The sequence below is a fragment of the Amphibacillus marinus genome, assembly GCF_900110345.1.
GTDB classification, from domain to species: Bacteria; Bacillota; Bacilli; order Bacillales; family Amphibacillaceae; genus Amphibacillus_D; species Amphibacillus_D marinus.
The window spans coordinates 76,084-97,522 of sequence record NZ_FODJ01000011.1 but is presented as its reverse complement, the minus strand read 5'-3'; the positions used below and the strand labels follow the sequence as shown (position 1 = coordinate 97,522).

Sequence of the window (21,439 nt, the reverse complement as noted above, 5' to 3'; positions counted from 1 at the left end):
AGTAAAAGTTGCTCTTTTAGTAAAGCTATCCAGTTAGTAACTTAGCCCATGCAGGCTTCTGAAGCGGCAGTAAAAAATGCTCTTGTATGACACTCATACAAGAGCAAATTAGTTTTCATAGCTTATTTTTTATCAGTAAACCCATTAATGATATCGCAATCGTTAACACCAGTGTGACAGCCAATGCAACGATCGTCACTGGAAATAGTGCATAAACAAAATAACCTAACATTGAAGCAATTGCACAGATAAAGGCATAAGGAAGTTGTGTGATGACATGATCAATATGATTCGCTCCAGCACCAGTAGAAGATAGGATTGTTGTATCTGATATTGGTGAACAATGATCACCAAATACTGAACCTGCTAATACTGCTGACATTGCCGGTAGAACCAATGTTACATCAATTGCAAAGGCGGCTTGCGCAGCTATCGGTAGCATAATACCAAATGTACCCCAAGATGTCCCAGTTGCTAACGCCATAAAACCCGCAACTACAAATAAAACAAGTGGTAAATAATTCGGATTAAAAGCGGCCTGTTCAACAAGAAGTGCTAAAAATCCACCAGTATCTAACGCACCGATGATATCCCCAATCATCCATGCGAGAAATAAAATTAAAAGAGCCGGAAGCATAGACTGAAAGCCTTTGCTAGCAATGGTTAGCATTGATACTTTGGGCTGAGCTTGTTTATTAAACAATAAAAAAGCAACCATAACTGCAATTAAACCGCCTAAGAAAAGCGAGAAATTAACATCTGTATTGGCAAACATAGAAAAAATCGTAACAGCACCTTCAGTTTCAAGGTAGCCTGTCCACAACATCGCAATAATAGTAGCTACAATTAACGTTAGAATTGGCACAAGGAGATGATAAAGCTGTCCATCTTTATGCGCCGGTAATGATTCAGTTAAATCCCCTCCCATACTTTCTTTATCGGGATCATAGACAAGTGCTTCTTTTTCTGCACGCTCTTCGTGTTTTTTCATTGCTCCTAAATTCAAGTTAAACAACGCGACGACAAAAACAAGAAAAATAGATGAAAAAGCATAAAAATTCAATGGGATCATTCGAATAAAAGCTTCTAGCGGTTGATAGTTCACAATTTGATTGGTAGCAAAGATAGCACCGATTACCCCGATAATATAAGCTCCCCATGACGAAATCGGTGATATAACGGTAATAGGAGCAGATGTTGAATCAATTATATAAGCCAATTTGGCTCGTGAGACACGTTGTTGATCTGTTAATGGTCTAGCTACTTGCCCAACTGCTAGTGCATTAAAATAATCATCAATAAAAATAAGCAGTCCCAAAAAGACTGGAACAAGTTGAGCACCACGTCTAGATTTCACATGCGTTGCCGCCCATTTCCCGAACGCCAGACTTCCACCAGACGCGGTCATCGCGGCTGTTAAGATGCCTAGTAAAATTAGAAAAGCAAGTAAAAAAAGGCTACCCCTGTTAATGCCTTCACCAGGAATATAAAAAATATCTCGAAAGACAGTCCAAATTTGTCCAAGTGTATTAATTGGGTTAAAATTTTGAAGCATTGCAGCGCCAACCACTATTCCAAGTCCCAAAGATAAATAGATCTTTCTTGTTACAATAACAAGTACCAGCATAAGCAATGCTGGAATTAATGAATAAGCCGTACCAATCATATTTGGTTCCTCCTGTACACGTTAAAATAGATTTACCCAGCACAGACCAAAAAAACAAATGCAGCAATTATTAATAGGCTAAAGCGAGATAGTAAATCTGCAATCAACGGAATTTTCATTATTCCGCACTGATTGTTACTAAACGCATCGGACTTTTACTGACTGTGAATGACCAACTTAGCATAATTGGCTTCTCCGCCTAAACTGATGATGTGGTGCACAGTCAGTTAATCTGCAATAAAAAAATAGCAGCAGAAAATAACCCGCTGCTACTATTTATGAATGCATAAATAATCACTTCGTTATCCTCCGGTCGATCAACAGCTCTCCACGTTATAGACATGACAGTAAAGAACTTGTTTAGCCCTTTACCAGCAAACCTTTTTTTGTCAAAAAAACGCTTGCTTCGGCAACATAACCCTTTCCCATCTTCTCATTGCTGACAGCTCAAAGATGGTACTCTTTTTATCTTGCGCCTCTATCTCATCGATCTGATAAGGTATATAAAATTTCCTAGGTTAGTTTACCAGCTATTGCTCCTTATTGCAAGGGATCTAAGGGAATTGTTAGTGGTAGTTCTTGGTCTGATCCAGAATTATAGTATAAAGGTACTTCCCCACTATAACCGCCAGAGCCAATCGGGATAGACTGTTGGACCAAGGCTGTTTGAGAGCCAAAAGGTATGATCGTTCGAATGCCAATTTCGATATGAACAACAGGTTCTATATGAACATTATTAATCTTAATCCCCGCAATAAGGGTTTCAACCTGCGTATTAACATAGCCAATTACCTCTAGATTCACAGGTATTTTAGGACCCAGATTAGCTAATAAAGGCAATCCCAAGACTTGACCTAATGGGATTTCAATTAAGTTAGATTGCCTTCGTACTGAGTCAAGCTGAACGGCATTTAAATCAATGTCTAAATCTGCTTCATCTGGAACAATTCCTTGCTCCAGTAACTTTAAATAATTCTCAACGCGGTACTGGACATTACGTTGAATTTGATTTTCCAGGGCTGTATTAACTTGATAGCTAACCACTCGCCCATTTTGATCATAATTAAACTGAATGAGATCGGCTAAATCAATATCATCACTTAGTTCCTCACCAACGGCAACACCCATCGCCATATTGGCAAATTGCTTATTACGCGTCTCGGCAATCTGAAGTAAAATCGGTTTGATCCCATTATTAATATAAAGCATACTAAAAAAAGTACTAATAAGGAAAAATAAGAACGTCCACATAAATATTTGCCGATTGGTAACGGTACCTCGAGGCTTTTTTTTACGCACAAAAATCCCTCCTTGCCTTACCTAAACTATATGAAGACAAGGGAGGGATCATGCGCTAATTCAATTTCACCTGAAGCGTTTGCCGCAATAAATCACGCATAAATTCCGGCATAAAAAACCGTTTTGAGCTGGAGCGAGCAATTGGTGGGGCTAGCTGTCCAAACGTAAACATATCCGCCGTAGCTAACGTATAGATCTTTGATTTTATTAGCGGCTGTTGATTAATCTTTACGGATTTAATTAACTGTTGTGCTTCTAGCTCTATTTCAACATTTGCATAAACCAGCTTACCCATTATTTTTCCTCTAAAGCCAAACCCTGTAATAATCGTATTTATATATGCTTCTGTCATACCCTCACGAATAAGTTCTAATAATTCACTTCCCGTTAATTCAACCGTACATGGATTAATCGGATGTGGACAAATACGATGAACATCGAATTCAGTTATCGCTCCAGCAGGAAGGGAATCAATAAGTATCCCAGCATTAAGCATCGCAAGGTCAGCAGCTGTCCATTCCAACAAGGTGGCTGTTAATCCTTGAATAAGCGGAGTTTCTTTAAACCAGTTTACCTCTAATGGTGCTGACATTTCAGCAATTACTGTTTCCATTAATTGATTAGCCTCTGTTTGTTGCGTATTCAACAGCGCTAGAGTAGCTTCATCTTCAGCCATTGTTTCGATTGGAACGGCAAAGGCCTCCTTCTTAACTACTTGCTTGAGATTATGATCCCATTTCAACATAATTTCACCAGCATAATGACCGAACTTACCCACAGCTGTTAACAAGCTCTGATTAAGCTGCTTCCCTTCTTTGAAAAGGTGATGGGTATGGCCACCAACAATGACATCAATAGCTGGGAACTGTTCTGCTATTCGTTCATCCTGATCAATACCTAAATGAGATAGCAGGACAATAATATCAGCCTGATCTTGCAACTCTGCTATACTTCTAGCTAACGATTTAATTGGATCGGTAACGCTCCAACCAAGTGGCTGATAAAATGATGTAAATGGTGCCGTTAAACCGATAACAGCTACCTTAATCTGTGATGGTGTCGAAATGATTTTAAATGGCTTCAACCAAGCTGGATTATGACTATTTTCACTATTTAGGTTGGCACAAACAACTTCAAAATTCGCCTGATCATATAGCGAAAAAAATTGATCACGATTAAAGGTAATGCCTTCATTATTACCAATTGTAACGACTCGATAGTTAGCCTCATTTAATAATTCAATATTATTTTTTCCTTTAAAAGCTTCTGTAGCCACATGAACGCGATCTAAGTGATCCCCATTATCAAGTAGGAAATAGGATTCTCCACGATTTCGACGCTCTATTGCTTGTTGGTTAAAAAAGCTGATCAGCTTTGGCCAATTTTCAAAATGACTGTGCAAGTCACTTGTAAAATAAAGATATATGGCTTCTTGCATCCGCATCCTTGCTCCTATCCCATGTTTGCTTTTCTGTGTATTTTCTTAATTAGTTTACCATAGAAAAGCAAAAACAGTGAAGCGACTCACTTAAATATTCAAACCTCTTAATTAACCAACAATAACATTGATATGCTTGGGAAGTGCTTTAATTAAAGCAGGGGTGTGCCCTTCAGCTTCACCATCACAATCAATTTGTTGATTAGGCTCTGTATTAATCGTTAAGGTGTTTGTTCGAAAGGTTATTATGCCCTTTGAGTTCTCAGTTGTCTTTGTTAGCTTTGCTTGTAATATTGACCAAGCAGTTTGAATAGATGCTTCTTTAATAAGTACAACCTCGAATAGGCCATCATTGATTTTATTTTCTGGAAAAAAAGCTCTAATGCCGCCAGTATAGCTTCCATTCCCAATAATAACCATCACAACTTCATCTTCTATATGGCTTTGCTCTGATTTAATCGAAACCTTAAACGGAGTAAATTTCCCTATTGATTGGACTGCACCGAGATAATAAGCAAGCTTGCCAACTGTCTGTTTATTAGTAGTATCTACACTTTGTGAAGTTTCAGTAATTAAGCCAATCCCCCAAAAATTTAAGAAATAAGAAGTATTCGCTTGACCAATATCAATCCATTCTGTTTTCCTTGCAAAAATCTGCTCAACTGCATCAAGCGGATCTTGAGCAATATTGAGCTGACGGGCAAAATCATTGGCTGTTCCCCCTGGGATAATGGCTAGCGCGGGACGTTCCTCTAATGGTGCAATTGCATTAACGACCGAGTGAACAGTCCCATCACCGCCAGCAGCAATGACGAGGTCAAACTCTTGAGCAAGCTCAGCAATCTGCGTCCTATCTACTTGAGGATCAGCTAAATTAATCTGCTTTACTTCTTTAAAAGCGGCGGTAAGCCTTGCAACTAATTCTGTTGCAAGGCCCTTTAATTTTCCCTGTCCAGCATTTGGATTAATTAATAAGATTGCCTTCTCCATCCTGACCATACCTCTTTTCATATTTTCACAAAATAGTTGCTGATATTATTCCCAAGTTATCTGTAAATGAAACAGTTATCGCTTTTTATTTTAATCATAGGAATAAAGTGGTATATTGTTTTTATTAAGGTGCTGGAGGACTATTTCTAATGGATACTTTTTATTTGTTTACCCCAATTTTCATACTGATCTTAGTATTAATCGCGTTTAACTTAATCGTTTTATTAAACAAAGGCACAAAACAAAAAGCACAGAAAATTTTCCTTTTTCAATCTGTGATCTTAACCATTATCGCCGGATTGTTACTTTTTAACAGTGGTATTGTCATTGATGAGTTAGGTAGCAACGGCAATTGGATGGATACTTTTCTATTTATCGGTTGTGGTGCACTGGTAGTGTGGCAGGTCTATCTGTTTTATCGAAAATTTTAAAAAAGGGGCTGGGACAAAAGAGTAATTAGATAAGGAAAATCCGAACATTATGTCTGAAAGTGTATAGCGCTTCGGTAAAACACTTCGCTTTCCGTGGGCACGGCTTCGGCTAACTGTGTGAAGAAAGACACTTCACACAGTGGATCCTCAGCTCGCGCTGTTCCCACAGGAGTCTACGTATTTTACCTACGCTTAATCAGAATGTTCGGATATCCTGTTTCAATATTTAGTTATGTCCCAGCCTCTATCGCAATTAACCGATTGAACCTTCCATCTCATACGAAATCAAACGATTCATTTCAACGGCATATTCCATTGGTAATTCTTTTGTAAATGGCTCAATAAAGCCCATGACAATCATTTCAGTTGCTTCAACTTCAGAAATACCACGGCTCATCAGATAGAACAATTGCTCTTCTGATACCTTCGACACCTTTGCTTCGTGCTCTAATGAAATGTTCTCGTTAAAGATTTCATTATACGGAATCGTATCAGAGGCTGATTTATTATCCATAATTAACGTATCACATTCAATATTCGAACGCGCTCCGTCTGCTTTGCGACCAAAATGAACAATCCCACGATAAGATACCTTACCACCTTGTTTAGCAATTGACTTCGAGACAATCGTTGATGAGGTGTTTGGTGCTAAGTGCATCATTTTTGCACCGGCATCCTGATGCTGTCCCTTACCAGCTAAGGCAATAGATAAGGTCATTCCTCTTGCACCTTCACCTTTTAACAAAACAGCAGGATATTTCATCGTTAGCTTCGATCCGATGTTACCATCAATCCATTCCATTGTTGCGTTAGCATCACAGGTTGCCCGTTTGGTTACCAGATTATAAACGTTGTTCGCCCAGTTCTGAATGGTTGTGTAACGGCAATAAGCATCTTTCTTAACAAAAATCTCCACAACCGCACTGTGTAGTGAATTCGTGGTAAAGACTGGGGCGGTACAACCTTCTACATAATGGACCGAAGCGCCTTCGTCAACAATGATTAGCGTTCTCTCGAATTGGCCCATATTCTCAGAATTAATTCGGAAATAAGCCTGTAATGGTGTATCCGTTTTAACGCCTTTTGGTACATAAATGAATGAACCACCTGACCAGACGGCTGAATTTAAAGCTGCAAATTTGTTATCTGTATAAGGAATAACTTTACCGAAGTACTCTTTAAACAGATCCTCGTTTTCTTTCAGTGCTGTATCGGTATCTTTAAAGACAATCCCTAGATTAGCCAAATCTTCTTTTAGGTTATGATAAACAACCTCAGACTCATATTGAGCGGATACCCCGGCCAAATATTTTTGCTCAGCTTCTGGGATACCTAGTTTATCAAAGGTCTGTTTAATCTCCTCAGGAACCTCATCCCATGAACGCTCTGAACGTTCAGATGGCTTTACATAGTAGGTAATTTCATCAAAATCTAATTCTGCTAAGTCACCACCCCATTGTGGCATCGGCTTGCTATAGAAATGCTCAAGTGCTTTTAAGCGGTACTCAAGCATCCAAGCTGGCTCTTCTTTCATTTTTGAAATTTCTTCGACAATTTTTCTTGTTAATCCTTTTTCAGTACGGAAAATTGATACATCTTTATCATGAAATCCGTATTTATATTCTCCAACATCAGGTAAATTTTTAGCCATAATACCCCTCCTTATCTTTGTTAATCTTCTGCCTGGTTTTGATCAATTGCCTTCTCCATTGCTTTCCACGCTAATGTTGCACATTTAATTCTTGCTGGAAATTTAGCTACGCCTTGAAGGGCCTCAATATCGCCCATTTCTAAAGATGATTGCTCTTCTTCACCAAGCATCATATTGGAGAAATAAGCAGACATTTCTAACGCATTCTTAATCTCTTGTCCTTTAATCGCTTGGGTCATCATCGAGGCAGAAGCCAAACTAATGGAACACCCCTCACCTTCAAACTTTGCGTCCTTAACATGATCGCCCTCTAATAAGAGATGAAGCAGAATACGATCACCACAGGTTGGGTTGTTCATTTCTAGCGTTAGGGTTTCTTCAGAAAGCGCCCCCTTATTCCGCGGGTTTTTATAATGATCCATAATGACTTGCCGATAGAGTGTGTCCAGATTATTAAAAGACATCTCCAAAAAACTCCTTCGCTGTCGTTAACCCTGCTACTAATCGGTCAACGTCATCTTTAGTATTATACAAATAAAAGCTTGCCCTAGCTGTCGCTGTTACATTTAGCCACTTCATCAGCGGTTGAGCACAATGATGGCCTGCCCGAACGGCAATGCCTTCGTTATCAAGAATTGTTGCCGTGTCATGTGGATGAACATCCGCCAAATTAAACGTAATTAAGCCTGCTCTTTCCTTTGGACCATAAATTTCTATTCCGTCAAGATTACTTAATTGCTCAAATGCATACTGCACGAGTTCGTGTTCATGACGCTGAATCGCAGCAAAGCCGATATCTGTTAAATAATCAATCGCCGCAGCCAGACCAACTGCTCCAGCAATAATCGGGGTTCCCCCTTCAAATTTCCAAGGGAGCTCCTTCCAGGTTGAATCGTAGCGATTCACGAAGTCGATCATTTCGCCACCAAATTCAATTGGCTCCATCAATTCAAGTAGTGTTTTTTTTCCATACAGAACACCGATCCCTGTTGGTGCACACATCTTATGACCAGAAAAAGCGTAAAAATCACAATCGAGCTCCTGAACATCAACCTTCATATGTGGCACTGCTTGAGCACCATCGACTAGAACAACGGCACCATGCTGATGGGCAATTGCAGCAATTTTTTTAATAGGATTAATGGTCCCAAGTACATTTGAGACTTGAGTAATCGCGACAATTTTCGTTGCAGCGGTAATGGTTTTTTTCACTTGGTCAATCGTGATCGTGCCATCCTGCTCCATCGGAATAAAGCTAAGCTTGGCACCTGTTTTTTTAACAATCTGTTGCCACGGAATGATATTACTATGGTGCTCCATCTCCGTAATAACCACTTCATCACCAGGCGCTAAATTGGCTTGACCATAGCTGGATGCAACCAAATTAATGGCTGTGGTTGTTCCTCTGGTAAAAATAATCTCTTCAGTATGCTTGGCGTTAATAAATTGGCGTACGCGCTCTCTTGCCCCTTCATACTGGTCAGTTGCACGCGTACCAATCGTATGAACACCACGATGCACATTTGAATTGTTTAAGCGATAGTACTGATTAACAGCCTCAATAACCTGCACAGGCTTTTGTGAGGTTGCTGACGAATCAAGGTAAACAAGTGGATGACCGTTTATCTCTTGATCTAACAGGGGAAAGTCAGAACGAATTGCCTGGACATCCATTTTAATATACTTTCCCTTCAATAACGTCCGTTAATTGTTCACGAACACTTGTAATTGGAATTTCGTTTACCACTGGTGCTAAGAAGCCGTGGATAATTAAGCGTTCAGCCTCTTGCTTAGAAATTCCTCTGCTCATTAAATAGTAAAGTTGAACTGGGTCAACACGACCAACCGATGCGGCATGTCCTGCAGTAACGTCATCCTCGTCAATTAGTAGAATTGGATTAGCATCACCGCGCGCATGTTTGCTAAGCATTAACACCCTTGATTCTTGCTCTGCATTTGCCTTTGTTCCCCCATGCTCAATTTTCCCAATACCGTGGAAAATAGCTGTCGCACTGTCCTTCATAACCCCATGCTGAAGAATAATTCCATCTGAATGTTTACCATGGTTAACAATTTTCGCAGTGAAATTTTGTGTTTGATCACCACGACCAACTGATACGGCCTTTGCATAGCAAACTGACTGATCACCTAATAAGTGCGTGACATTCTCAGATATCGTATCGCCATCATTCATTTGTCCTAATGCCCATTCAATTTTTGCATCACGTTGGCCAATGCCCCGACGATTAATATAGGTCGTGGTTCCGTGTGCAAAGTGGTCAACTGAACCAAAGGAAATACTCGCATTATCTTTTGCAAATACCTCAGCGATGACATTTGCTACCGTCTTTGTTTCTTGGTGACTTGTTAAATAGTTCTCAACATAGGTAACTTCACTATTGTCCTCAGCGACAATAATAACGTGATTAAATAAGGCAAGTTCAGCATCATCCTGCCAGAAAATAGCCTGCAATGGCTCGTCAATGACAACGTTTTTTGGTACATAGACAAATGCTCCACCGTTCATTAAAGCAGCATGGACAGCAGTAAGTTTATGTTCATCAACTTGAACGCCCTCAGTCATATAATACTTTTTAACAAGCTCGCTATGCTCAGCTAGTGCGGTGAATATATCGGTAAATATGACACCTTGATCACTGAGATCAGGTGCTAATGCTTGGTGTACATTCGTTTGATTCTTTAATAACAGTAAATTATGCTGTTGTTTTGATAAATCAACAAACTTCTTAATATGATCAGGTAAGTCTACTAATGAAGAAACCCGTTCGGTTTCGTTTGCCTGATGTTGAAATGTATTGAAATCCCAACGGGTTATATTTGTTTTATCTGGCTTTGGCATCGCAATCGATTCTGATTTCTGCTGCGCAGCTACCCTTAAATCGGTCATCCACTGCGGCTCTTGTCGAGCTTTCGAAAATGCCGTTATATAATCAACACTGTATTTGTCTACTAATTCCACTGACATCAATAATCCCTCCTTACTTCTAAGCGTCTATCCCTACTGTTTCATCTTCAATTCCTAGCTCTTGTTTAATCCAGTCATAGCCTTCACTTTCTAAGCGTTCAACAAGCTCAGGACCCCCAGATTTAACCACACGGCCTTGCATCATAACGTGGACATAATCAGGCGTTACATAATTTAATAGACGCTGATAATGGGTAATAATTAAGCAACCAAATGCTTCACTACGCAATTTGTTAATCCCTTTTGAGACGACTTTAAGGGCATCAATATCTAAACCAGAATCAATCTCATCTAAGATTCCAATTGCAGGTTTTAATAGCATTAATTGCAGAATTTCGTTACGTTTTTTCTCACCACCGGAGAAGCCTTCATTTAAGTAACGTTGCGCCATGTTTTTATCCATTTCCAGATAATCCATTGCAGCATCCATTTCCTTAATGAATTTCATTAAAGGAATTTCATCGCCTTCTTCACGATGCGCATTAATTGACGAACGTAAGAAATCAGACGTCGTCACGCCACTAATCTCACTTGGGTATTGCATGGCTAAGAATAGGCCAGCTTGTGCGCGCTCGTCAACCTCCATCTCGAGCACATCTTCACCATCCATTAGGATTTGCCCTTTTGTTACCTCATATTTTGGGTGCCCCATTATGGCAGAAGCTAACGTCGACTTCCCAGTTCCATTCGGCCCCATAATGGCATGAAATTCGCCACCTTTAACCGTTAAATTAACGCCTTTTAAAATTTCTTTACCTTCAATTTCAACATGAAGATCTTTAATTTCTAAAGTTGATCCACTCATAACCTATACCTCCAAAAAAATTGTATAATGACTATAAAACAGCACGTGCTATTTTATTCATTCTCACTTTATTCTCATTACAATCTTATACTATTTCAAATCTAATATCAAGATTTTAACGCATCGGTAACCTCCTTTTCAAACCTAGCAGTTTAAAAAGTTTTTACCTGTTGTTATCTTAACATATTTTGAGCTTTTTTCGCTAATTAATGCGTTCTTCTAATTAGGGCAATATTCTTATAAACAATAACACAGTATATGCAGGTTTTTGATTGCTTCTTGTTGTATCTATAACGAGGAATAGTTAAAAGTGAAAAATGCCGAACAGGCTTTAGTAGAACTGGAAACATTAGTTTAATTTGGCAGAGTAGGAGGTGCAGAAAATTGAAAAAAATGCTTTTAACCACCATTTTATTTGTCACATTAGTTGTTTTCTTTATTTCGCTTAAAGGAATAACTGTTGGCGATAATGAGAAAGTGGCGAAAGTTCAAGAAGATGAAAAACCAGCTTTCGAACTATCCGGTTATTATTACTTCGGCTATCTAGATGCACGGCCAAAACAGGAGCTTGAGCTTGAACAAGAATACTTCTACTACATGGACGAATATTTTCAAGACTATTTTAAAAATTTTATGATCATAACAAGAAGCGATGAAGTAATTGAGCAAGATTACCTGCATTTTTTTGAAGCTTTAGGTGTTTTGGAACTCTATTCATTTCCCACAGCTGGCTTAGGCTTAAGAAATGGTGACTATGTAACAATTCATGTTACAGTACCAATTAAGGAAAGTTATCCGATGCAAATTAGTCAGATCGAAAATTTTGAGATTATCTATCCTAGAATCCCTTAGCAAAAATTAAAAGGAGACCGCTTCAAGCTACTATATAGCTTGAAGCGGTCTCCTTATTATTTACTTAGCGGTGTACCTGTCTTTCAATATCATTCACAATATCAAGGCTAGCCCGATGGCTATATTCTCGACTTTGTTCGACTTTTATTCGTTCATCCATATTTCTTTCATACTTCGCATAGCCAATCCCATGTGATTGATACATGGCCTTTTCCATTTCAGCTGTGTAATTCAATTCAAGCTTGTTGATCATTGTTAAATAATCTCCCTTTCTTTTTGCCCCGAGATTAATTATAACATTTGCATCACACAAGACCAAAAGCCATTTACTAGACTAAGAAGCGATTTAACTTGATTTGTACGGATCAACTTTATATAACAGGCTTTTTGTTAGAAATTCTACAAATCCCTTAACTATTGTATATTTTTCTAACTCCTTACCCTTCTGACCCTACGGCAACAACCTCACCGTTATACTGTTCAGTAATAAAGTTCTGAATTTCTTCCGATTGCAGGATTTCAACAAGCTTTAATAACGCTTCATTATCTTCATCCTCTGCTCGGGCAGCAACGATATTGACATATAATGAATCAGAACCTTCAACAAATAATGCGTCCTCTACAGGTGATAGGTTTGCTTCAATCGCATAGTTGGTATTAATCGCTACTAGGGTATCTTGCTCGGTTTCATACGCCTCTACCAAGAATTCAGGATTTACGTCTGGTGAAAAAACAAGATTTAATGGATTGTCAATAATATCCTCTATTGTCGCAACTGATTTTGTTACATCTGGATCTAATGTAATTAATCCATTTGCTTCAAACAAAGCAAGAATACGGCCATGGTCAGGGACGTTTCGGCTAATAATAACTTCTGTTCCGTCTGCAATATCATCAATGCTTGCGATTGATTGAGAATAGACACCCATTGGCTCGATATGAACGCCACCAAGGTTGACAATGTCATAACCCTTCTCTTCTTTTTCAGATTCAAAGAATGGAATGTGTTGGAAGTAATTTGCATCTAACTCACCATTAGACAGATCTTCATTGGGAATAAAATAGTCAGAGTATGTTTCGATCGTTAAGGTAATGCCTTCTTCTTCTAGGATTGGTGCAACTTGCTCAAGTACTTCGGCATGCGGAACACTCGTAGCCCCTACAGTAATTTCGTTTTCATCTGAATCTCCACCACCACATGCTACTAAAATAATACCGGTTAACAACACAGTTAAAGCAACTATAAGTTTTTTCATCGTTATTTCCCCTCTTTTTTTTTTTATAAATTAAGGATTCAGCTACTGAATCACATTAATCTTATCTTTTATCTAATTTATTGGCGATAATGTCTCCAATAAATTGAAATAAAAACACAAGTAGAACAATTAAGACGGTACATGCAAACACGATATCAAAATCACGTCTGGCAAACCCATAAAAATAAGCATAGTCACCCAAGCCTCCAGCACCGATAACACCCGCAACAGCTGTGTAGCCAATTAAGGCAATTGCGGTAACCGTTAACCCTGATACCAGAGCAGGTAGCGATTCTTTTAACAACACTTTAAAAATAATGGTTGATGTCTTAGCACCCATCGCTTTTGCTGCTTCAATGACCCCTTTATCAATTTCTCGAAGCGCAATCTCAACGAGTCGACCATAAAACGGGGCTGAGCCAATGATTAAGGCAGGTAAAGCAGCATCCTGTCCTCGAAAAGTTCCAAATAAAAAGTTGGTAAATGGAATTAACAAGAGGATTAACACCACAAATGGAATGGCTCGAAAAATATTGACTAGACTTGCTGTAATAAAATTAATGTACTTATTTTCCCACAAGCCACCAGGTGCTGAGAGATACAGTAATAAGCCTAATAAAATACCAATTAATAATGTACCTGCAAGGGCAATAATCGTCATGTAGAAGGTTTCACCGGTTGCTTCAATTAAATCAAACCAATCCACATTTGGAAAAAGATTAGCCATGCTGTATCACCTCCACTTCAACAGAGGTTTCACGAATAAATGCTAATGCCTGATTAATCGTCTCCGGCTCACCAATTGCCAGAAGATATAACGAACCATATGCCCCAGCTTGAGTCTGCTTAACACTACCTTGTAAAATATTTAACTCAACATCAAACTTCTTTGCGACTTGACTAATGATCGCCTGATGTGTTGTTTCACCAATAAACTGAAGCTTCAAAACCTGACCAGAATTACTGTGTTGGATAAACAATTCTTCAGTCTCTTCATCCTCTGGCTTACCCATGACTTGCTCAACAAACTTTTTTGTTACTGGCTGTTTAGGATGTGAAAATACATTTAAGACGCTACCCTGCTCAACAATTCTACCATCCTCCATGACCGCAACATTGCGGCAAATCTTTTGAATGACATGCATTTCATGCGTAATCAAAATAATGGTTAGACCCAGCTTTTCGTTAATATCAACCAATAAAGCGAGAATGGAATCAGTTGTCTCAGGATCAAGGGCTGAAGTTGCTTCATCGCATAATAACACTTTCGGGTTATTTGCTAGAGCACGGGCAATGCCGACACGTTGCTTCTGACCACCGCTAAGCTGAGCGGGATATGCATTCTCCTTACCTGTAAGACCAACAAGATCAATTAATTCACTTACGCGGGCATTACGCTCAGCCTTACTAACACCAGCAATTTCTAACGGAAAGGCAATATTCTCACGAACGGTTCTAGACCATAATAGATTGAAATGCTGAAAGATCATACCAATCTCTTGCCTCGATAGCCGCAAATCCTTTTTATTTAGGCGCGTAATTTCTTGATCTTCAATTATGACCTTACCGGTAGACGGTTCTTCTAAGCGATTAATTAACCGAATAAAGGTACTTTTTCCAGCACCACTATAGCCAATTACACCAAAGATTTCACCTTTGTTAATTGATAAGTTCATTTGATCGACAGCTTGAACAGTTTGATTTGCTGTCTTAAACACCTTCGATAACTGTTCGATTTTGATCATTCGACTCCCCCGTTTCATCACCGTTCTATTAAAGAATAGATAACATTTTTGACAATTAAAAAAACGCCTATCTGCTGAGATGAGATCAGAGCAGAAAGACGTTAGCTATATGATAATATAGGTCTTTTCACTTCTCTCATCTGCCATAGCATTACATGCTCTGCAGGAATTGGCACCTTTTTAAACATCGATATGTTTAACGGTTGCCGGGCTTCATCGGGCCAGTCCCTCCGCCTCTCTTGATAAGAGTTTCGAACTATTTAATTAACTAAAATTGATATTAGCATGTGTCAAATAATGTGTCAATCATTTTTTATAATTTTCTCATTATGATATACTCAGGATGATCTCACTAAAAGGAATGAGCCATGTGCAAGCACCTAATTTCACGTTAAATTATCTAAATAAAAATGAAAGCTACTGTTTGTCTGATGACTTTGGAAAAATTGTTGTGCTCACTTTTTGGGCATCTTGGTGTCCTGATTGTAGCAATGATATGCCATTAAAGGAACGATTATTCCAATCAATTGACTCAGATAAAGTTAAATTTATCACGATTAATGTAAGTGGCCGCGAGCGAAGCAAGGCGGATGCTATCCGCTACTTTAATAGTTTCATGACACAACCAACCCTTGTTGATAATGGGATTGAGGTTTATCGAAAGTATAAGTGTTTGGGTGTCCCGACGACTGTTATTATTGATCAAAACGGCACCATTATCAATCAATTTACTGACCAAGCGAATACAATGGAGATTATGACGGCTTTAACTCAATTAATTTAAGCAAAAGAAAGCGAGCAGCTCTCACAATCATTATGTGAAACTGCTCGTTCTGTTTTATGCTTGTTTAAGGAAATCTGTGTATTGATCTGTTGTCATAAGCTGATCGAGCTGACTTAAATCCTCTGGTTTAATGACCACAATCCAACCTTCTTGATATGGTGCCGTATTAATTAATTCAGGCTGCTCGTCTAACTGTTCGTTTACCGCAACAATCTCACCAGTAATCGGCGCATACAGCTCAGAAACGGTTTTAACCGACTCGACACTGCCAAAAGTCTGACTAGCTTCAAATTGATCTCCCTGCTCAGGTAGCTCGATAAAAACAATATCACCTAATTCATCTTGAGCATGCTCAGTTATCCCAATTCTGATCTGACCATCCTCTATCTTCACCCAGATATGATCCTCTGAATAACGTAATTCTGCATGTACTGCCATAGTATCCCCCCCACTTTACTTCCATGTTTGTTTATATTGCTCTTCTTTAAAGCCAACGGTAACTTGAACACCATCAAATGCTAATGGGCGTTTAATTAACATACCATCAGATGCTAGCCATTCAAGTTTCTGATCGTCAGACGCATCAGCGAGTTTGTCCTTTAAGCCAAGTTCACGATACTTTAAGCCACTGGTATTAAAAAACCGTTTATATGGTAAACCACTTTTATCAATCATTTCTTTCAGTTCTGTTGTAGAAGGCGGCTGTTCAATCAAATGAATTTCATCAAATTGTACGTCATTTTCTTCTAACCATTTTTTTGCATTTCTACATGTGCCACACTTTGGGTAGCTATAAAATTTTAAAGCCATCGTAAGATCCCCCTAATTCTAGTTAAGATATTGATAAGTATAATTTGATGTGAAAAACTTTACCAATTATCTACCTATCCAATCGTGCATAAATGTACACAAATAAGCCACATTAAAAGTATACCCTAAATAAAGAGGAGGAAACAATGGTGCAACAAACATTTGAATCAAACAATAGTGGCAACATGCAGCAACCACCAGAGATGATTAGCTCAAAGGATTTACTCTACTTAAGCGACATGATGTCATGGAATCTTGGTGTAATTAAAAAGGCAAACTTTTTAGCACAGGATTGTAAACTACCAGAAATTAAACAAGCGGCTGAGCAGGTCTATCAGATGCATGAACGTCACTACCAGCTGTTATTAAATTACGCCAAAAATAATAGCAACCAAATGGTTCACTAAGGAGGAAAGTTGATTATGCAGCAAAATAAAGTACAAAATCCAGAGACGCAAATTGAAAAAACGGCACAATTAAACGATCGTGATATTATTAACGACTTATTAGCTTCTGAAAAGTATATGACTGACGCCTACTGTACCGCACTAAACGAAGCAAGTAATCAAACGTTGTATCAAACGGTTTTGCAAATTTTTACTGAGACGCAAAACCAACAACGAAACCTTTATAACTTAATGTTTAAAAATGGTTGGTACAGCTTAGATAAAGCAGATGCGCAACAAATCAATCAAACCGTTCAACAATTTTCTGGTTATATGAATCAATTTCCCGTTCATTAAAGAAAACAGGGCTTCAGCTTAAGCCCTGTTTTCTTTAATTGCCTTCACTCTAGCTTTGTACTTGATAACCTTGCTCTTCAATAATTGTCTTTAGTTCAGCTATGCTAATAGCCGCTTCTTGATATGAAATAGCGACTGTATGTTCTGCCAAACTAACTTCTGCTGACTCGACTGCCGCATGCTCAGTTAATGCTGCTTCAATTGCTTTTTTACAATGACCGCAACTCATACCCACTACCTCTAATTTTAAATCATTCATTTTCACTCAACCTCTCCAACTTATATTTTTACCCGTTTTAATCGTAATGCATTGCTGACCACACTAACAGAGCTAAATGCCATGGCTGCTCCAGCGATCCATGGAGCGAGCAAGCCAAATGCCGCAATTGGAATTCCCGCACTGTTATAAGCAAATGCCCAGAATAAATTCTGTTTAATATTTTTAATTGTTGCTTGACTAACTTTAAATGCTTTCGGAAGTAATGCAAGATCACCAGCTAGAATCGTCACATCAGCTGCTTCAATAGCCACATCTGCACCAGTACCAATGGCAATACCTGTATCAGCGACAACAAGGGCCGGCGCATCATTAATGCCATCCCCCACCATTGTTACTTTCTTTCCTTCAGCCTGAAGCTTCTCAATTGTTTTTGCTTTTTGCTCTGGAACAACCTGGGCAATGACACGCTCAATCCCAACTTCTTCTGCAATGGCTCGGGCAGTGGTTGCGTTATCCCCAGTAAGCATAACGAGTTCCATACCCATGTGTTTTAATTCGTCTAGTGCTTGTCTAGCATTATCTTTCACCGTATCTGCAACAGCAATTAATCCCTGAAAGGCTTGATCAATCCCAATTAACATCACGGTTTTTCCCTGTTGCTCCAACTGGTCAATTTCTATCTCATAGTTAGCAACATCAATCTCATGGTCTTGCAAAAATTTCCGTGTCCCAACAAGAACGGTTTGATCGGCAATTCGAGCCTCAATCCCATGACCTGGTACCCCTTGAAAGTCGTCAACCTTATGCAATTCCAGCGCCTTGTCCTTACTATATTGGACAATCGCATCTGCTAAAGGGTGTTCCGAGTTATGCTCTGCACTTGCTATAAGGGCTAGCGTTTGGTCTGAGCCTTGATAATCGGTTACGACTGGCTTGCCATGTGTAATTGTACCGGTTTTATCAAAGACAACCACCTGTGTTTTACCAGCTCCTTCAATGTGCTCGCCACCTTTAAATAGGATACCAAGCTCAGCAGCTTTACCAGTCCCCACCATTATTGATGTTGGCGTAGCAAGCCCAAGCGCACACGGACAAGCAATAACTAAAACTGCAATTGCCGCTACGAACGATGGTTCAAAGCCTGTTGGCGTAAAGAAATACCATATGATAAACGTAATAATAGCAACTGCCACAACAATCGGTACAAAAACACCAGAAATCTTATCTACTAAACGCTGAATTGGTGCTTTAGAGCCTTGAGCTTCTTCAACAATACGAATGATATTGGCTAGAGCGGTATCCTCACCTACTTTTGTTGCTTTAATCGTTAAGCTACCATTTTTGTTCATGGTTGCACCAATGACTGTATCAGCAACTGTCTTTTCAACTGGAATAGATTCACCTGTCAACATCGATTCATCAATCGCACTTTTGCCAGAGATAACCTCACCATCGACGGGGATTTTTTCACCTGGCTTAATAATAATGGTGTCACCTACCTTCACCTGATCAATAGGAAGGAGTTTCTCCTCACCATTAATAAGTACCCGTGCTTGCTTGGCTTGCAAGCCTAACAGCTTGGATAAAGCTTCTGTTGTTCTCCCTTTGGCTACTGCCTCTAGATATTTCCCTAGAATAATTAGCGTAATTAGCATTGCACTTGTTTCAAAATAAAGATCGGCATGACCCATGTGCCCCATCCCTTGGTGCTCTAAAGTTAAGTAGCCCTCATAAACACTATAAAAATAAGCAGCACTGGTTCCAAGTGCAACCAATACATCCATGTTTGCCGAACCGCTTTTTAAGCTTCGGTAAGCACCGGTATAAAATTGCCAACCGATATAAAACTGAACAGGAGTAGCTAACAGCATCTGAAACCACGGGTTCATAAGGAGGGCAGGCATAGGTGCTTGGAATAAATGGACTGCCATCGTAAGAAACAACGGAAATGTCAGTATTGAAGAAATGATTACTTTTCTTTTCAAGCGATTAATGACACGTTCTCTTCCTGTTTCCCCTTGCGCCTGATTATCTTTTAGTTTTGCTCCATAGCCAATTTTTTCAATAGCTGTCACGATACGGTCTGGTGTCGTCACGCTTGAAAGAAATTGAACGGTGCCTACCTCGGTTGTCAAATTAACTGTTGCCTCTGTAACACCCTGCTGCTTCATCAGCACTTTTTCAATGCGATTGGCACACGCTGCACATGTCATTCCCGTAATGATAAAGTCTTTTTTTTCACTGCTAACTTGATAGCCCAGCTCTTCCACCTTTTCCACAAAGTGATCAACAGAAATAGCTTGTTCGTTAAAGCTAATCGCTGCCCGTTCTGTAGTTAGATTCACAGTAGCATCAACTGTTTCAAGCTTATTTAAGCCCTTCTCAATGCGATTCGCACATGCTGCACATGTCATTCCCTCTATATCAAGAATTATATTTTCCATGTCTATCCCCCTATTTGCTAAACTGCTTTACAACTTTGATCAGCTCTGCAACCGACGCTTCGCCAGTTCCATCCTGAATGGCATCACTAACACAATGGTTGACATGATCCTCCATCATTGTAAAGCCTACTTTCTTTAATGCGGCATTGATCGCAGAGATTTGAACCATGATATCAACACAATAGCGATCATCAATTACCATCTTCTGTATTCCTCGAACTTGCCCTTCAATTTTCTTTAAACGCGTCAACAGCTTCTGCTTATCTTGCTCAGTTCGATGATGTGAATGTCTTGTTGAATTCTGATTAACTTGATTCATAATAACCACCTCTCAAACATACTATACCCCCCTATAGTATAAAAGTCAAATTAATTACCTTGTTTATAAACCGTAATTATTCTTATTTACATTTTAATATATTTCAGCTACAATGACATTGACCTATATTATGTATAATTAACATCCTATCCGTTTAAATAATTGTGCTTTTAAAATCTGAGATGAGATAGCTTAACGTTTTTTTACTAATTACATCTTTAAGTCAGGAGTTTTAGCTATGAACAAATCAATTGTACAAATGAAAAATATTAAATATGCCTATGAAGATAAAATGGCACTTAACAACATAAATCTAACGATTCCAACAGGCAGTTTCTTAGGTCTAGTTGGACCAAATGGTGGTGGAAAAACCACTTTAATTAAGTTAATCCTCGGGTTAATTAAACCGCAACAAGGGCAAATTAGCTTGTTCGGTCAAGATATTACTGAATTTAATGATTGGAACAAGATTGGCTTTGTCTCGCAAAAAGCAAACAGCTTTAACCGAGGATTTCCAGCAACAGTCAAGGAAGTCGTTTCAACCGGCTTAACTGCTCAAGTTGGTTATTTTAAGTTTTTTAACCAAGGACATCGCCAAAAAATAATTGAGGCTGTTGACTTAGTTGGCATGTCTGACTATTTAAATCAGAATATTGGCGACCTATCGGGTGGCCAACAACAACGAATTTTTATTGCGCGTGCGCTTGTTAGTGATCCTAAATTCTTAATTCTTGATGAACCAACTGTCGGGATTGATACTGAGAATGTTCAAAAATTTTATCAACTCCTGCACAAATTAAATAGTGAGCAAAACATTTCACTTCTTCTCGTCTCTCATGATGTTGGAACGATGACAAAGTACGCTAATGGGGTAGCATGCTTAAATAAATCCATTCATTTTCATGGTAATACAAGCGACTTTACCAATTTAACTGAGCACCAATTATCTCAATTTTACGGACACGATTTAAATATTGTGACGCATCAACATTAAAGGAGT

24 protein-coding genes and 2 riboswitches are annotated in these 21,439 nt (G+C 38.9%); of the genes, 6 read left to right on the top strand and 18 right to left on the bottom strand.

All coding sequences use genetic code 11. The features are described 5' to 3' along the window. Positions 1 to 115: 115 nt before the first annotated feature. The 4 genes from BM000_RS13615 to BM000_RS13600 all read right to left on the bottom strand — a co-directional run bounded on the left by BM000_RS13615 (position 116) and on the right by BM000_RS13600 (position 5,393). Positions 116 to 1,666, bottom strand: coding sequence for a Na+/H+ antiporter NhaC family protein (locus BM000_RS13615; RefSeq protein ID WP_091499493.1), 1,551 nt, complete (start codon positions 1,664 to 1,666; stop codon positions 116 to 118). A gap of 313 nt (positions 1,667 to 1,979) precedes the next feature. Beyond that, a riboswitch (Lysine riboswitch) is annotated at positions 1,980 to 2,155 on the bottom strand. Between the two features lie 51 nt (positions 2,156 to 2,206). After that, positions 2,207 to 2,965 (bottom strand): sporulation protein YunB, encoded by a 759-nt coding sequence (gene yunB / locus BM000_RS13610; protein ID WP_091499492.1) that lies wholly within the window; start codon positions 2,963 to 2,965, stop codon positions 2,207 to 2,209. A 55-nt stretch (positions 2,966 to 3,020) separates the two neighbouring features. Next, the gene (locus BM000_RS13605; RefSeq protein WP_091499490.1) at positions 3,021 to 4,403 is read right to left on the bottom strand and encodes a bifunctional metallophosphatase/5'-nucleotidase; all 1,383 of its coding nucleotides are present in this window, start codon (positions 4,401 to 4,403) and stop codon (positions 3,021 to 3,023) included. A gap of 111 nt (positions 4,404 to 4,514) precedes the next feature. Further along, the gene (locus tag BM000_RS13600) at positions 4,515 to 5,393 is read right to left on the bottom strand and encodes a diacylglycerol/lipid kinase family protein (RefSeq protein ID WP_177178307.1); all 879 of its coding nucleotides are present in this window, start codon (positions 5,391 to 5,393) and stop codon (positions 4,515 to 4,517) included. 149 nt (positions 5,394 to 5,542) lie between these two features. On the opposite strand from BM000_RS13600, the gene BM000_RS13595 reads away from it, so the two are divergent. Further along, positions 5,543 to 5,824 (top strand): hypothetical protein, encoded by a 282-nt coding sequence (locus BM000_RS13595; RefSeq protein ID WP_091499487.1) that lies wholly within the window; start codon positions 5,543 to 5,545, stop codon positions 5,822 to 5,824. A gap of 253 nt (positions 5,825 to 6,077) precedes the next feature. Here the strand turns inward: BM000_RS13595 and sufB are convergent, their stop codons facing one another. Genes sufB through sufC form a run of 5 tightly spaced genes read right to left on the bottom strand, consistent with a single transcriptional unit; the run spans position 6,078 to position 11,266 of the window. Next, positions 6,078 to 7,475, bottom strand: a complete 1,398-nt coding sequence (gene sufB / locus BM000_RS13590; protein ID WP_091499485.1) for a Fe-S cluster assembly protein SufB — start codon at positions 7,473 to 7,475, stop codon at positions 6,078 to 6,080. A gap of 20 nt (positions 7,476 to 7,495) precedes the next feature. Then, positions 7,496 to 7,939, bottom strand: a complete 444-nt coding sequence (sufU, locus tag BM000_RS13585; protein ID WP_091499484.1) for a Fe-S cluster assembly sulfur transfer protein SufU — start codon at positions 7,937 to 7,939, stop codon at positions 7,496 to 7,498. Next, positions 7,929 to 9,149: a cysteine desulfurase gene (locus BM000_RS13580; protein ID WP_091499482.1), complete on the bottom strand. Its 1,221-nt coding sequence runs from the start codon at positions 9,147 to 9,149 to the stop codon at positions 7,929 to 7,931. The genes sufU and BM000_RS13580 overlap by 11 nt, the downstream gene beginning before the upstream one ends. Before the next feature lies 1 nt (position 9,150). Continuing rightward, positions 9,151 to 10,461, bottom strand: a complete 1,311-nt coding sequence (gene sufD / locus BM000_RS13575) for a Fe-S cluster assembly protein SufD (protein ID WP_091499480.1) — start codon at positions 10,459 to 10,461, stop codon at positions 9,151 to 9,153. A gap of 19 nt (positions 10,462 to 10,480) precedes the next feature. Next, positions 10,481 to 11,266, bottom strand: coding sequence for a Fe-S cluster assembly ATPase SufC (gene sufC / locus BM000_RS13570; RefSeq protein ID WP_091499479.1), 786 nt, complete (start codon positions 11,264 to 11,266; stop codon positions 10,481 to 10,483). Between the two features lie 384 nt (positions 11,267 to 11,650). Here sufC and BM000_RS13565 point away from each other — a divergent pair, with 384 nt between their 5' ends. Beyond that, a complete protein-coding gene (locus BM000_RS13565; protein WP_091499477.1) occupies positions 11,651 to 12,118 on the top strand; it encodes a hypothetical protein in 468 nt (155 codons plus the stop codon). A 64-nt stretch (positions 12,119 to 12,182) separates the two neighbouring features. Here the strand turns inward: BM000_RS13565 and BM000_RS13560 are convergent, their stop codons facing one another. The 4 genes from BM000_RS13560 to BM000_RS13545 all read right to left on the bottom strand — a co-directional run bounded on the left by BM000_RS13560 (position 12,183) and on the right by BM000_RS13545 (position 15,119). Beyond that, positions 12,183 to 12,371 carry a YuzK family famiily protein gene (locus BM000_RS13560; RefSeq protein WP_091499475.1) on the bottom strand — a complete coding sequence of 63 codons (189 nt, stop codon included), beginning with the start codon at positions 12,369 to 12,371 and terminating at the stop codon, positions 12,183 to 12,185. Between the two features lie 184 nt (positions 12,372 to 12,555). Next, on the bottom strand, positions 12,556 to 13,374 hold the full coding sequence (locus tag BM000_RS13555; RefSeq protein ID WP_091499474.1) for a MetQ/NlpA family ABC transporter substrate-binding protein: 819 nt from the start codon (positions 13,372 to 13,374) through the stop codon (positions 12,556 to 12,558). 61 nt (positions 13,375 to 13,435) lie between these two features. After that, entirely contained in the window at positions 13,436 to 14,101 is a 666-nt protein-coding gene (locus BM000_RS13550; RefSeq protein ID WP_091499472.1) for a methionine ABC transporter permease, read from the bottom strand. Continuing rightward, positions 14,094 to 15,119, bottom strand: coding sequence for a methionine ABC transporter ATP-binding protein (locus tag BM000_RS13545; RefSeq protein ID WP_091499470.1), 1,026 nt, complete (start codon positions 15,117 to 15,119; stop codon positions 14,094 to 14,096). Before BM000_RS13545 ends, BM000_RS13550 begins: the two co-directional genes overlap by 8 nt. 133 nt (positions 15,120 to 15,252) lie before the next feature. After that, positions 15,253 to 15,368, bottom strand: a riboswitch (SAM riboswitch). 112 nt (positions 15,369 to 15,480) lie between these two features. Here BM000_RS13545 and BM000_RS13540 point away from each other — a divergent pair. Further along, entirely contained in the window at positions 15,481 to 15,903 is a 423-nt protein-coding gene (locus tag BM000_RS13540; protein ID WP_245751686.1) for a TlpA family protein disulfide reductase, read from the top strand. A gap of 54 nt (positions 15,904 to 15,957) precedes the next feature. Here BM000_RS13540 and gcvH read toward each other — a convergent pair whose 3' ends face one another. Then, the gene (gene gcvH, locus BM000_RS13535) at positions 15,958 to 16,341 is read right to left on the bottom strand and encodes a glycine cleavage system protein GcvH (RefSeq protein WP_091499467.1); all 384 of its coding nucleotides are present in this window, start codon (positions 16,339 to 16,341) and stop codon (positions 15,958 to 15,960) included. Positions 16,342 to 16,356: 15 nt separating this feature from the next. After that, on the bottom strand, positions 16,357 to 16,713 hold the full coding sequence (locus BM000_RS13530) for an arsenate reductase family protein (RefSeq protein WP_091499466.1): 357 nt from the start codon (positions 16,711 to 16,713) through the stop codon (positions 16,357 to 16,359). Positions 16,714 to 16,859: 146 nt separating this feature from the next. Between BM000_RS13530 and BM000_RS13525 the strand changes: the two genes are divergently transcribed. Next, positions 16,860 to 17,120 (top strand): spore coat protein, encoded by a 261-nt coding sequence (locus BM000_RS13525; protein WP_091499464.1) that lies wholly within the window; start codon positions 16,860 to 16,862, stop codon positions 17,118 to 17,120. 15 nt (positions 17,121 to 17,135) lie between these two features. Continuing rightward, positions 17,136 to 17,456: a spore coat protein gene (locus BM000_RS13520; RefSeq protein ID WP_091499463.1), complete on the top strand. Its 321-nt coding sequence runs from the start codon at positions 17,136 to 17,138 to the stop codon at positions 17,454 to 17,456. A 49-nt stretch (positions 17,457 to 17,505) separates the two neighbouring features. On the opposite strand, the gene BM000_RS13515 is transcribed toward BM000_RS13520, so the two are convergent. The 3 genes from BM000_RS13515 to BM000_RS13505 are packed head-to-tail and all read right to left on the bottom strand — an operon-like array spanning position 17,506 to position 20,439. Next, complete coding sequence (locus tag BM000_RS13515; protein ID WP_091499565.1) at positions 17,506 to 17,715, bottom strand: cation transporter; 210 nt, start codon at positions 17,713 to 17,715, stop codon at positions 17,506 to 17,508. 20 nt (positions 17,716 to 17,735) lie between these two features. Then, complete coding sequence (locus BM000_RS13510) at positions 17,736 to 20,120, bottom strand: heavy metal translocating P-type ATPase (RefSeq protein WP_091499461.1); 2,385 nt, start codon at positions 20,118 to 20,120, stop codon at positions 17,736 to 17,738. A gap of 10 nt (positions 20,121 to 20,130) precedes the next feature. After that, positions 20,131 to 20,439, bottom strand: coding sequence for a metal-sensing transcriptional repressor (locus BM000_RS13505; protein ID WP_091499460.1), 309 nt, complete (start codon positions 20,437 to 20,439; stop codon positions 20,131 to 20,133). A gap of 238 nt (positions 20,440 to 20,677) precedes the next feature. Here BM000_RS13505 and BM000_RS13500 point away from each other — a divergent pair, with 238 nt between their 5' ends. Continuing rightward, positions 20,678 to 21,433 (top strand): metal ABC transporter ATP-binding protein, encoded by a 756-nt coding sequence (locus BM000_RS13500; protein ID WP_091499458.1) that lies wholly within the window; start codon positions 20,678 to 20,680, stop codon positions 21,431 to 21,433. Positions 21,434 to 21,439 lie beyond the last annotated feature (6 nt).

Bases quoted from the DNA above. Each gene is read 5' to 3' on its own strand.
- BM000_RS13500 (WP_091499458.1), top strand. From the start codon at position 20,678: ATGAACAAATCAATTGTACAAATGAAAAATATTAAATATGCCTATGAA.
- sufU (WP_091499484.1), bottom strand. From the start codon at position 7,939: ATGTCTTTTAATAATCTGGACACACTCTATCGGCAAGTCATTATGGAT.
- BM000_RS13545 (WP_091499470.1), bottom strand. From the start codon at position 15,119: ATGATCAAAATCGAACAGTTATCGAAGGTGTTTAAGACAGCAAATCAA.
- BM000_RS13595 (WP_091499487.1), top strand. From the start codon at position 5,543: ATGGATACTTTTTATTTGTTTACCCCAATTTTCATACTGATCTTAGTA.
- BM000_RS13615 (WP_091499493.1), bottom strand. From the start codon at position 1,666: ATGATTGGTACGGCTTATTCATTAATTCCAGCATTGCTTATGCTGGTA.
- gcvH (WP_091499467.1), bottom strand. From the start codon at position 16,341: ATGGCAGTACATGCAGAATTACGTTATTCAGAGGATCATATCTGGGTG.
- BM000_RS13560 (WP_091499475.1), bottom strand. From the start codon at position 12,371: ATGATCAACAAGCTTGAATTGAATTACACAGCTGAAATGGAAAAGGCC.
- BM000_RS13505 (WP_091499460.1), bottom strand. From the start codon at position 20,439: ATGAATCAAGTTAATCAGAATTCAACAAGACATTCACATCATCGAACT.
- BM000_RS13510 (WP_091499461.1), bottom strand. From the start codon at position 20,120: ATGGAAAATATAATTCTTGATATAGAGGGAATGACATGTGCAGCATGT.
- BM000_RS13550 (WP_091499472.1), bottom strand. From the start codon at position 14,101: ATGGCTAATCTTTTTCCAAATGTGGATTGGTTTGATTTAATTGAAGCA.
- BM000_RS13600 (WP_177178307.1), bottom strand. From the start codon at position 5,393: ATGGAGAAGGCAATCTTATTAATTAATCCAAATGCTGGACAGGGAAAA.
- BM000_RS13525 (WP_091499464.1), top strand. From the start codon at position 16,860: ATGGTGCAACAAACATTTGAATCAAACAATAGTGGCAACATGCAGCAA.
- BM000_RS13515 (WP_091499565.1), bottom strand. From the start codon at position 17,715: ATGAATGATTTAAAATTAGAGGTAGTGGGTATGAGTTGCGGTCATTGT.
- sufC (WP_091499479.1), bottom strand. From the start codon at position 11,266: ATGAGTGGATCAACTTTAGAAATTAAAGATCTTCATGTTGAAATTGAA.
- BM000_RS13555 (WP_091499474.1), bottom strand. From the start codon at position 13,374: ATGAAAAAACTTATAGTTGCTTTAACTGTGTTGTTAACCGGTATTATT.
- BM000_RS13530 (WP_091499466.1), bottom strand. From the start codon at position 16,713: ATGGCTTTAAAATTTTATAGCTACCCAAAGTGTGGCACATGTAGAAAT.
- sufD (WP_091499480.1), bottom strand. From the start codon at position 10,461: ATGTCAGTGGAATTAGTAGACAAATACAGTGTTGATTATATAACGGCA.
- BM000_RS13605 (WP_091499490.1), bottom strand. From the start codon at position 4,403: ATGCAAGAAGCCATATATCTTTATTTTACAAGTGACTTGCACAGTCAT.
- BM000_RS13520 (WP_091499463.1), top strand. From the start codon at position 17,136: ATGCAGCAAAATAAAGTACAAAATCCAGAGACGCAAATTGAAAAAACG.
- BM000_RS13580 (WP_091499482.1), bottom strand. From the start codon at position 9,149: ATGGATGTCCAGGCAATTCGTTCTGACTTTCCCCTGTTAGATCAAGAG.
- sufB (WP_091499485.1), bottom strand. From the start codon at position 7,475: ATGGCTAAAAATTTACCTGATGTTGGAGAATATAAATACGGATTTCAT.
- BM000_RS13540 (WP_245751686.1), top strand. From the start codon at position 15,481: ATGAGCCATGTGCAAGCACCTAATTTCACGTTAAATTATCTAAATAAA.